General features: G+C 64.7%; 11 protein-coding genes and 1 tRNA gene. 10 read left to right on the top strand and 2 right to left on the bottom strand.

Annotated elements, in window-relative coordinates:
• Positions 1 to 363 precede the first annotated feature (363 nt).
• Positions 364 to 438 (bottom strand) — tRNA-Thr (locus BUA05_RS14245).
• A 109-nt stretch (positions 439 to 547) separates the two neighbouring features.
• Here BUA05_RS14245 and BUA05_RS14240 point away from each other — a divergent pair.
• The 9 genes from BUA05_RS14240 to BUA05_RS14200 are packed head-to-tail and all read left to right on the top strand — an operon-like array spanning position 548 to position 8432.
• The gene (locus tag BUA05_RS14240) at positions 548 to 796 is read left to right on the top strand and encodes a hypothetical protein (RefSeq protein ID WP_072675680.1); all 249 of its coding nucleotides are present in this window, start codon (positions 548 to 550) and stop codon (positions 794 to 796) included.
• A gap of 34 nt (positions 797 to 830) precedes the next feature.
• Positions 831 to 1517, top strand: a complete 687-nt coding sequence (gene gpmA / locus BUA05_RS14235; protein WP_072675679.1) for a 2,3-diphosphoglycerate-dependent phosphoglycerate mutase — start codon at positions 831 to 833, stop codon at positions 1515 to 1517.
• A complete protein-coding gene (purE, locus tag BUA05_RS14230; protein WP_086616554.1) occupies positions 1517 to 2008 on the top strand; it encodes a 5-(carboxyamino)imidazole ribonucleotide mutase in 492 nt (163 codons plus the stop codon). The genes gpmA and purE overlap by 1 nt, the downstream gene beginning before the upstream one ends.
• Complete coding sequence (locus BUA05_RS14225) at positions 2008 to 3075, top strand: 5-(carboxyamino)imidazole ribonucleotide synthase (protein WP_072675677.1); 1068 nt, start codon at positions 2008 to 2010, stop codon at positions 3073 to 3075. Before purE ends, BUA05_RS14225 begins: the two co-directional genes overlap by 1 nt.
• Positions 3072 to 3602: a dihydrofolate reductase gene (locus BUA05_RS14220; RefSeq protein ID WP_072675676.1), complete on the top strand. Its 531-nt coding sequence runs from the start codon at positions 3072 to 3074 to the stop codon at positions 3600 to 3602. Before BUA05_RS14225 ends, BUA05_RS14220 begins: the two co-directional genes overlap by 4 nt.
• Complete coding sequence (locus BUA05_RS14215) at positions 3602 to 4543, top strand: bifunctional riboflavin kinase/FAD synthetase (RefSeq protein ID WP_072675675.1); 942 nt, start codon at positions 3602 to 3604, stop codon at positions 4541 to 4543. The genes BUA05_RS14220 and BUA05_RS14215 overlap by 1 nt, the downstream gene beginning before the upstream one ends.
• On the top strand, positions 4536 to 7469 hold the full coding sequence (gene ileS / locus BUA05_RS14210) for an isoleucine--tRNA ligase (RefSeq protein WP_072675674.1): 2934 nt from the start codon (positions 4536 to 4538) through the stop codon (positions 7467 to 7469). The genes BUA05_RS14215 and ileS overlap by 8 nt, the downstream gene beginning before the upstream one ends.
• Positions 7466 to 8026: a signal peptidase II gene (gene lspA, locus BUA05_RS14205; protein WP_072675673.1), complete on the top strand. Its 561-nt coding sequence runs from the start codon at positions 7466 to 7468 to the stop codon at positions 8024 to 8026. Before ileS ends, lspA begins: the two co-directional genes overlap by 4 nt.
• Positions 8019 to 8432: a DUF3035 domain-containing protein gene (locus BUA05_RS14200; RefSeq protein WP_072675685.1), complete on the top strand. Its 414-nt coding sequence runs from the start codon at positions 8019 to 8021 to the stop codon at positions 8430 to 8432. The genes lspA and BUA05_RS14200 overlap by 8 nt, the downstream gene beginning before the upstream one ends.
• Before the next feature lie 152 nt (positions 8433 to 8584).
• Here BUA05_RS14200 and BUA05_RS14195 read toward each other — a convergent pair whose 3' ends face one another.
• Entirely contained in the window at positions 8585 to 9895 is a 1311-nt protein-coding gene (locus tag BUA05_RS14195; protein WP_072675672.1) for a hemolysin family protein, read from the bottom strand.
• 188 nt (positions 9896 to 10083) lie between these two features.
• Here BUA05_RS14195 and BUA05_RS14190 point away from each other — a divergent pair, with 188 nt between their 5' ends.
• Positions 10084 to 10779: a YiaD family glycine zipper/OmpA-like lipoprotein gene (locus BUA05_RS14190; RefSeq protein WP_072675671.1), complete on the top strand. Its 696-nt coding sequence runs from the start codon at positions 10084 to 10086 to the stop codon at positions 10777 to 10779.
• Positions 10780 to 10880 lie beyond the last annotated feature (101 nt).

Genomic DNA, 10880 nt, shown 5'->3' with positions numbered 1-10880 from the left:
CTCATGATGTAGACCCAGCCGCCGATTGCCGTGAGCTAGCACGCGGGCGAGAGCGATCCCAGCTTTCGCTGGGATGACGGTAAAGTCCGTTCCGGCGTCGATTGCTGAATGTCCGCTTTTGTTAGCATTTGGGCCGAACCGGACAGTTCGATCCTCCCCGGTCGCACAGCGAGCGCGAGCGCGCCCGCCCTCAAGTAGCGGACGCGAAGCACAGCCGAAGGCTGAACCGGTAGGGCGCAAAAAACGTGCGCCCGCAGGTGGCCGGAACGTAGCGTAGCGAAGTGTGGGAATAGCACTGACGACGTTGGCCTTGAGGAGCCGACGAAACCACAAAGACTGATTTCCGCCCCGCAAGGGCGAAAATGGTGCTGCTGGGGAGGATTGAACTCCCGACCTCACCCTTACCAAGGGTGCGCTCTACCACTGAGCTACAGCAGCGCCGGTATGGGCGCGCGCTATTGTCGCGCGGCCATACAATGTCAACGCTCTTGTTGCGCTACCGCTTCGCTAGATGAGCGCAGTGCTTGTTGCGCTACAGCTTCGCTAGATGAGCGCAGTGCTTGTTGCGCTACAGCTTCACTGGATGAGCGCGGGCTTGAAGCTGTGGCACTCTAAGGCCAAGGAGTTGCGCATGAGTGAAGAGCCCCGGAAAAATCTTTCCCGTGAGGAACGCCTCGCGGTCAAGCTGCGCGAAAACCTGCGGCGGCGCAAAGCGCAGGCGCGCGCGGCATCCGGAGGCTCTGGCGATTCGGATGCGCCGACAGAAGGGCTTTCCAATCGTCCGCGCGAAAGCTAATCCCGCCCGCTTCAGCGTAACCACGAAAGCCATCATGCCCAAGCTTATCCTTCTCCGCCACGGCCAGAGCCAGTGGAACCTCGAAAACCGCTTCACCGGCTGGTGGGATGTGGGCCTGACCGATCAGGGCGTGGCCGAGGCCAAGGCGGCCGGCGTGCTGCTGAAAGACCGCGGCGTGCTGCCGACCGTCGCCTTCACCTCGCTTCAGACCCGGGCGATCAAGACCTTGAACCTCGCGCTGGAAGAAGCGGGGCGGCTGTGGATTCCGGTGACCAAGGACTGGCGGCTGAACGAACGCCACTATGGCGGGCTGACCGGGCTCGACAAACAGGAGACCCGCGAGCGTCACGGCGACGAACAGGTGCATATCTGGCGCCGCAGCTTTGACGTGCCGCCGCCGGAAATGGAACCGGGCAGCCCCTTCGATCTCGCCGCTGACCCCCGCTATGCCGGAATCGACATCCCGCGCACAGAAAGCCTCAAGCTGACGATTGAACGCGTGCTGCCCTATTGGAAAGCTGCGATCCTGCCGGTGCTGGCCAGCGGTGAGACGGTGATCATCTCGGCCCATGGCAACAGCTTGCGCGCGCTGGTCAAACACCTGTCGGGCATTTCGGATGAGGACATCACCGGTCTGGAGATTCCCACCGGCCAGCCGATCATCTATGACTTCGATGACAAGATGGTGCCGGGGGCGCGCTATTATCTGAAGGACGCATGATGGAAGCCACGGGGGGACGCGTCGCGATCGTGATGGGCAGCCAGTCGGACTGGCCGACCATGCAATGCGCCGCCGATGTGCTGGACGAGCTGGAGGTGCCTTATGAGGCGCGGATCGTCTCGGCCCACCGCACCCCCGACCGGATGACCGCCTTCGCCAAGGGCGCAGAGGGCGAAGGCTTCGATGTGATCATCGCCGGGGCCGGCGGCGCGGCGCATCTGCCGGGCATGATCGCCAGCATGACCCATCTTCCGGTGCTGGGCGTACCCGTGCAGTCCAAGGCCCTGAACGGCATGGATAGCCTGCTGTCGATCGTGCAGATGCCTGCCGGAATCCCGGTCGGCACACTGGCCATCGGCGAGGCCGGGGCGAAGAATGCCGCGCTGCTGGCCGCAGCGATCCTTGCCCTGTCCGACAAGGACCTGTCCGAACGCCTGCAGGATTGGCGCGCGGCGAAAAGCGCATCCGTGGCCGAGGTTCCGGAAGGCTGATGCTGCCCCCCGGCTCCACGATCGGCATTCTTGGCGGCGGACAGCTGGGCCGGATGATGGCCATGGCAGCGATGCAGCTGGGCTATCGCTGCATCGCCTATGCCCCGCCGGGCGACAATGTCGCGGCTGACGCCTGCATCGATTTCTTCGCAAACGGCTGGGGCGACCGTGAGGCGCTCGCTACATTTGCCGCGCGCTGCGATGTGGTGACGTGGGAGTTCGAGAACGTGCCCCTGCCGGCAGTCGCCGCGATTCCCGCAAGCCTGCTCGCCTGCCCGGCGCGCGCGCTCGAAGTGGCGCAGGACCGGCTGAACGAGAAAGGCTTCATCGCGCAGTTGGGCGGCACTTCGGCATCCTATACACGGGTCGAGAGCGACGAGGATTTCGCCCGCGCCGTCAATGCAATCGGCACCCCCGGCATCCTCAAAACCGCGCGCGAAGGCTATGACGGCAAGGGCCAGTGGCGCATCGCCTCGGCGCACGAAGCGGGCGGGGTGCGCTTTCCCGGCAAGCCCTGCATCTATGAAGGGCTGGTCGCGTTCGAGGCGGAATTTTCGGTGATCCTCGTGCGCAGCCGCGAGGGCGAGGTGCGGTTCTGGGATTCGACCGCCAACCATCACGAAGGCGGAATGCTTGTGCAGTCGTTGCTGCCCGCAGGCGCGGCGATCGAGGCGCAGGTGGCCGAAGCCCGCGGGCTGGCGGCGAAAACGGCCGCGGCGCTGGGTTATGTCGGGGTGCTGACGCTCGAATTCTTCGCCACGAAGGGCGGCCCCGTGTTCAACGAGATGGCCCCGCGCGTCCACAATTCCGGGCACTGGACAATCGAGGGTGCGGCCGCCAGCCAGTTCGAAAACCACATCCGTGCAATCTGCGGGTTGCCACTGGGGGGCACCGCGACCCGCTTTGCCAGTATCGACATGCGCAATATCGTTGGCGAGGATGCGCTGTCTGCCCACGCCATCCTCGCAGAACCGGGCGAACCGCACCTGCACCTCTACGGCAAGCGCGAGGCCCGCGCCGGGCGCAAGATGGGCCACGTGACCCGCGTGGGGCACGCGCTTCCGTGACTCCTAAAATCGTCCTGATCTATGCCCGCGCCGCCAATGGCGCGATCGGCAATGAAGGCGACCTGCCGTGGCGCCTGCCCGCCGACTTGCGGCGGTTCAAGGCGCTGACCATGGGGCCAAAGGGAACTGGGCTTCCGATGGTGATGGGCCGCAAGACCTTCGAAAGCCTGCCCGGCCTCTTGCCCGGCCGCCGCCATATCGTGCTGTCGCGGCGGGACTGCGTGGCGGCCGAAGGGCTGGAAATGGCCGGTTCGGTCAAGGAAGCACTGGCGCTGGCGAGCACGGACAATGACAGCGGCGAAATCGCGATCATCGGCGGGGCGGCGATCTATGACGTGTTCTTGCCGATTGCCCACCGGATCGAGCTGACCCAGATTCACGCGGATTACCCCGGCGATACCTTCATGGCCGAACCGGGGGGAGAATGGGTGCTGACGGCGCGCGAGGATCATGCCGCGCAAGAGCCGCATCCCGCCTTCTCCTTCCTGACCTACAGGCGGGCTAAAGACGCCCGGGGCGCGGCCTGATGCGCTGGCTCGATCACCGCGATCCTGTTCCCGCAGCCCTGCGCGGCGCTGTCATCGCGCTCGGCAATTTCGACGGCTTCCATCGCGGCCATCAGGCCGTGGCAGGCGAAGCGATCCGCTGGGCGCAGGCGGAAGGCCGCCCCTCGATCATCGCCACCTTCGATCCGCACCCGGTGCGCTTTTTCAAGCCTGATGTGCCGCCGTTCCGGCTGACGACGCTGGAGCAGCGACAGGAATTGTACCTGGCCGCAGGCGCAACCGCGATGCTGGTGTTCCACTTCGATGCGGAGCTGGCCGGGACGAGCGCGGAGGATTTCATCGCACAAATCCTGATCGAACGCTTCGGCGCGCATGGCGTGGTGACGGGCGGCGATTTCACCTTCGGCAGGGGCGCGAAGGGCAATGTCGAATTGCTCCGCACGCTGGGCGGCGAACTGGGCCTGCAATCGCGGGTGGTTGAGCCGGTTGCAGGCGCAGGCGCAGTGGTATCTTCCAGCCGCATCCGGCAGGCGCTGCGCGATGGCGACCCGGAACTGGCGGCGCAATTGCTCACCCGGCCCTTCGCGATCCGCGGCATCGTTGAGCACGGCGACAAGCGCGGCCGCACCATCGGCTACCCCACCGCCAACCTGGCCATCGACAGCTATCTGCGCCCCAAATACGGCATCTACGCCGTGACGGGCCGCATCCTTGCCACCGGCGAGGTGCTGCACGGCGCGGCCAATATCGGCATCCGTCCGCAGTTCGAACCGCCCAAGGAGCTGCTCGAACCGTTCTTCTTCGATTTCTCCGGCGATCTGTACGGGCAGGAGATCGAAGTGGCCTTCCACCACTTCCTGCGCGGCGAGGCGAAGTTTGATGGGCTCGACGCGCTGATCGAACAGATGGACAAGGATTGCGCCGAGGCGCGGCGGCTTCTAAGCGCCCTTCCCGATGACTGACGAAACCAAGCGCGATCTGAAAGACACTGTCTTCCTGCCGAAGACGGACTTTCCCATGAAGGCCGGTCTCCCGCAGAAGGAACCGGGCATTGCTGCGCGCTGGGAACAGATCGGGCTGTATAACGCCTTGCGCGATGCGCGGCGCGGGCGCGAGAAGTTCATCCTCCACGATGGCCCGCCTTATGCCAATGGCGACATGCATATCGGACACGCGCTGAACCATATCCTGAAAGACATGGTCTGCCGCACGCAAAACCTGATGGGCCGCGATGCGCCTTACGTTCCGGGCTGGGATTGCCACGGCTTGCCGATCGAATGGAAGGTCGAGGAGCAGTACCGCAAGAAGAAGCTCAACAAGGACGAGGTTCCGGCCAAGGAATTCCGTGCCGAATGCCGCGCCTATGCCCAAAGCTGGGTGGACGTGCAGCGCGAACAGCTGAAGCGCCTCGGCATCATGGGCGATTGGGATCACCCCTACCTGACTATGGACCCGCAGGCCGAAGGCACGATTGTCGCCGAGCTGATGAAGTTTGCCGAGGCCGGCAACCTCTATCGCGGGTCCAAGCCGGTGATGTGGTCGCCTGTTGAAAAGACCGCGCTGGCCGAGGCCGAGGTCGAATACGAGGACATCACCTCGACCCAGATCGACGTGGCGTTCGAGATTGTTGAATCGCCGATCCCCGAGCTGATCGGCGCCCACGCGGTGATCTGGACGACGACGCCGTGGACGATCCCGGTGAACCAGGCTTTGGCCTATGGGCCGGAGGTTGAGTATGTCGCCTTTCGCGCCGTGGCAGCGACGCACGTCGGACCTGAAATCAGCCCGAACACGAGATTCATCAACCACTGGTTCTTGGTGGCAGAACCGCTGCTCGAAGATTTCGAGCGGCGCACTAGTCTTGTTGCGGGCGGTGGTGCCGACCGCAAATCGCTGAAGGGCGCAGACCTCGCTGGCACCCTCGCCCGCCACCCGATGCACCACCTCGGCGGGTTCTACGCGACACCGCGCCCGCTGCTCTCCGGCGACTTCGTCACCACCGACTCTGGCACCGGCCTCGTCCACATGGCGCCCGATCATGGCGAGGACGACTTTGACTTGTGCAAAGCGAACGGAATCAACCCCGTCTTTGCAGTGATGGATGACGGGCGCTACCGCGACGACTGGCCGTGGCTGGGCGGTTCGGATGAGCGGCGCATGAGCGTCATCAACCCCAAGTTCAACGCGCCTGACGGCCCGATCTGCTCGGACCTGCGCGAAGCGGGTGCGCTGCTCGCCGCGAGTGCGGACTACGCGCACTCCTACCCGCATTCGTGGCGCTCCAAGGCCAAGGTGATCTTCCGCTGCACCCCGCAATGGTTCGTGCCGATGGATAAAATCCTCCCCGTCACCCCAGCGAAAGCTGGGGTCTCCAGCCAAGGCGCGCAGACGCCCGAGATGCCAGCTTCCACTGGCATGACGTTGAGAGAGGTTGCGACCGCCGAAATCGCCCGCGTTGAATTCATCCCCGAAAAGGGCCGCAACCGTATCGGCGCGATGGTCGAAGGGCGGCCCGACTGGGTGCTCTCCCGCCAGCGCGCATGGGGCGTGCCGATCACTTTGTTCGTGCGCCCCGACGGCACCTATCTGCAAGACCCAGAGGTGAACGCCCGCATTGTTGCCGCCGTGATGCAGGAAGGCGTCGATGCCTGGGACGAGAGCCGCAAGGCGGAATATCTCGGCAGCGCGCACAATCCCGACGATTACGAGATGGTCACCGACATTCTCGACGTGTGGTTCGATTCTGGCTGCACCCATGCCTTCGTGCTGGAAAGCGGGCGCTGGCCGGACCTGACATGGCCCGCCAACCTCTACCTCGAAGGCAGCGACCAGCATCGCGGCTGGTTCCAGTCCTCGCTGCTGCAATCCTGCGCCACGCGCGGCCGCGCGCCTTACGACCAAGTGCTGACCCACGGCTTCACGATGGATGCCAAGGGCCGCAAGATGTCCAAGAGCGAAGGCAACACCATCAGCCCGGTGAAGGTGATGGAGCAGACCGGCGCAGACATCATCCGCCTGTGGGCGCTCTCGGTCGATTTCACCGAGGATCACCGCATCGGCGATGAAATCCTCAAGGGCGTTGGCGACCAGTACCGCAAGCTGCGCAACACCTTCCGCTACCTGCTCGGCGCACTCGATGGCTTCGTTGGTGATATGAGCGACGGCGGCACGTTGCCTGAGCTGGAAGTCTATATCCTCGCGCTGCTGGCAGACCTCGACTACAAGCTGAAGGCGGCGGCGGAAGGCTACGATTTCAACCTCTACACCCGCCTGCTGGTCGATTTCTGCAACGAAGATCTGAGCGCCTTCTACTTCGATATCCGCAAGGATTCGCTCTATTGCGACGGGCCGGACAGCGTGACGCGCAACGCCTATCGCACCGTGCTCGATCTCTTGTTTCACGCGCTGATCCGCTACGCCGCGCCGGTGCTGGTGTTCACAGCGGAGGAAGTGTGGCTGACCCGCTATCCCGAGGATGGCGAGCCGGACGAGGATGGCCAGCGCGGTTCTGTCCACCTGCTCGAATGGCCGAGCGTACCGGGCGTGCGTGCCGATGCCGCCAGGTGGGAGCAGCTGCGGTCGCTGCGCGATTCCGTCAACGAAGCCATCGAGCCGCTGCGGCGCGACAAGACGATCCGCTCCAGCCTCGAAGCCGAGGTGGCGGTGCCCGCTAGCGCCGTGCCCGAAGGCGTTACCGACGCACAACTCGCCGAATTATTCATCACCGCGACAGTCACGCGCGGGCAGGGCGACGGGGTGATCGTGACCAAGACCGCCCACCACAAATGCGGCCGCTGCTGGCGGTTGCTGCCCGATGTGGCCGAAGATGGCGCATTATGCGGGCGCTGCGATGCGGTCGTCTCGCAACTGGACTCGCTGCCCGCATGACCGGCCTGTTTACCCCCAACCGGCTGATCGGGCTCGGGATCGCAGGCGCCATTGCGATCATCGATCAGGTTGTGAAATGGTACGTGATCGGCCCGCTCGCGCTGCGGAGAGTGGGCCATATCGACCTGCTGCCGTTCTTCGATCTCACCTATACCGAAAACCGCGGCATCTCGCTGGGCATGCTGCAAGCGACCAATATGGAGATGCGCTGGCTGCTGGTGCTGATGACCGGGGTGATCGCTTTGGTCGTGCTGGTGTGGATGCTGCGCGAAAAACTGCTGGGCGATATTTTCGGGCTCGCGCTGATCCTCGGCGGGGCGCTCGGCAATATCCGTGATCGTTATGATCTGGGCTATGTCATCGACTACGCCGATTTCCATATCGGGACGTTTCGCCCGTTCCTGATCTTCAATATCGCCGACGCCGCGATTACCATCGGCGTCGTCATTATCCTTGCCCGCAGCCTGTTCGTGCGCGACAAGGGCCAACATGAACCAAGCGTGCCGTCCCCTGGCGAACCCGATGCGCGGCCCCGTGGAGATCGACAAGATGCGTAACCTCAAGCCCGTTATCCTGCTGGCATCCGGCTCGGCATTGCTGGCCGCGTGCGGCGGTGGCAGCGGTGTTTTCAACCGCGACCGGCCCGATGAATTCGCGGTGCAGCGGCAGGCCCCGCTGGTGGTTCCGCCCGATTTCACCCTCACCCCGCCAGCCCCCGGCGCCCCGCGCCCGACCGAAGGAACGGCGGCCGAACAAGCGTTGGAAGCGCTGTTCGGCGGCCCTGCCCCGCGCAGCCGGATCGAAGCGAGCGTGATCGACCGGGCGGGCAGCTCCGCGCCGGGCATCCGCAGCACGGTGGGCGATACCGGCACCAATACCGTCGCCAAGGGCCGCACCACCCGCGACATCATCGCCGCCCCCGAAGGCGACGGGCAGTCGGCGAGGACGGTAATACCTTCCTGATTTGACCCTCGAGCGCCGGGCGGCGGCGGCCGGTCGGCCTTGCGGTCGCTGCGCGAGCGCCCTTGAATTTCGCGGCATGGGCCGCGGCGGCCGGTCGGCCTTGCGGTCGCTGCGCGACCGTTCCGGCGTCATGATGCAAGTGGGGAAGCGGCCTAGTCCCCGCCGCCGTCCGTCTCGCGGCTCACCAGCAGTTTGTCGATCCGGCGGCCGTCCATTTCGATCACCTCGAACCGCCAGCCCTGATCGGTGAAATATTCGCCTTCGGCGGGCAGCTTCTTAAGCACTGACAGCGCATAGCCCGCCGCGGTGCCGAATTCGCGGTTCTCGCCATAGTCGAGCCCCAGCCGGTCAGCCAGCGCATCGGCGGAATACGAACCCGCCACCAGCAGCGAGCCATCCTCGTGTTCCATCACCTGCGGCTGATCGCCTTCGTCCTGATCGCTGGCGAAGGTGCCGACGATCGCGGTCAGCAGGTCGACGGGCGTAACCAGCCCTTCGAAATGGCCATATTCATCATGCACCAGCGCCATCGCCACTTCGGAGGATTGCAGCACCCGCAATGCATCCATCGCGTCGAGCTGATCGGGCACCACCTCGACCCGGCGCATCATCGCCCGGATCGATACGGGTTCGCCCGCCACCATCGCCGCCAGCACCTCGCGCACCTTGACCACCCCGAGGATCGTGTCGGGCGAGTTTTCAGCCACCGGCATCAGCGAATGCGGGCTGTCCTCGATGGACTGGCGGATTTCAGCCAGATCGGCATCGGCCTCGATCCAGTCGACTTCGGTGCGCGGGGTCATCATCTCGCGCACCGGGCGCTCGGCCAACCGCACGACGCCGGTCAGGATCTGGCGCTGCTCGGCCTCGATCACGCCTGAACGGGTCGCTTCGGCAAAGATCATCTGCAATTCCTCGGCGGTGACCGAAGCCTCGCCCTTGGCGCGGATACCAAGCAGCGCAATCAATGCTGCCGAGCTCTTGTCGAGCAGCCACACCAGCGGCGCTGCGGCGCGCGCCATGAGGGCCATTGGGCGCGCCATCACCAGCGACACCGGCACCGCCGAACGCAGCGCAAGCTGTTTGGGCACCAGCTCGCCCACGATCAGGGTGATATAGGTGGTGAAGGCGATCACCACCGCGAACCCGGTCTCGACGGCATATTGCGCCGGCAGGCCAAGCCATGCCAGCCGCTGACCCACCGGGCCGCCCAGGCTCGCGCCCGAATAGGCCCCGGCGATGATCCCGATCAGGGTTATCCCGATCTGCACGGTAGACAGGAACTTGCCCGGATCGGCGGCCAGATCGATCGCAGTGCGCGCGCTGGCCGACCCCGCCTCGGCCCGCGCCTCCAGCGCGCTTGTCTTGGCCGAGACGATGGCGAGTTCGGACATGGCGAACACGCCGTTGAGAACGACCAACGCGACGATGATGGCAAGGTCAGTCCAGGGAAAAGGTGTCACGCCTGTTTCGCTAGCACAAAGTAACCGGGATGCCAGCAGTGCAATCCCCCGGAAAGAACGGATTGTTCGCCTCTGTTCGTTCAACCAAGGTCAATCGGGATGACGGCAGGACCGGTTCGCCCCGTCCTGCCTTGCCGCATTCCGGGCGGCATGGCATTGATAACCCGAAACTTAGGGAGGAAAGCAACATGACCTTTTCGCGTATCCTGCTTTCGGGCACCGCCGCACTGGCGCTGCTCGGAACCACTGCCTGCGTTACCGATCCCAACACGGGAGAACGGAAAGTCTCGCGCACCGCAATCGGCACGGGTCTGGGCGGCACGCTCGGTTACCTGCTCGGCGGAGCGATCGGCGGCGATGCAGGGCGCATCATCGGTGCCGGTATCGGCGGCTCGGCAGGGGCCGTTCTCGGCAAGCAATATGACGACCAGATCAAGACCCTGCGCGAACAGACCGAAGGCAGCGGGGTCGAAGTCGAGGAAGTGGGCAATCAGGACGCGATCCTTGTGCGCCTGCCTGACGGGGTGACCTTTGCCTCCGGTTCTTCGCAGATCAACCCGGGCTTCTACGACACGCTCAACAACGTCTCCGAAAGCATGATCACCTATCCCAACAGCCTGATCGACGTTTACGGATTCACCGACACCACCGGTTCGCCTGCGACCAATCAACGCCTGTCCGAGGCGCGCGCGCAGGCGGTGGCCGATTATCTTGCCGCTCGCGGAGTGGCCCGATCGCGAATCGCCACGCAGGGCTTTGGCGAGCAGTATGACTATCTGCGCGTGAAGACTGCCGACGGGGTGAACGAACCGATGAACCGGCGGGTCGAGATCAAGATCATCCCGGTGAGTCAGGACGATGTAAGCGAGGCCCGCGGGAACTGATTTTGGTGGGGGCGCCCTGGCGCCCCCATATCCTCGCTCATGCGACCTGAAGATCGGGCCGCTGCGGGCGCGTAATCACGCTGGCGGGCCACCTTAGGGCA

This window comes from Erythrobacter sanguineus, from assembly GCF_900143235.1.
GTDB lineage: Bacteria > Pseudomonadota > Alphaproteobacteria > Sphingomonadales > Sphingomonadaceae > Erythrobacter > Erythrobacter sanguineus.
This window is presented reverse-complemented; position numbering and strand designations above follow the sequence as displayed.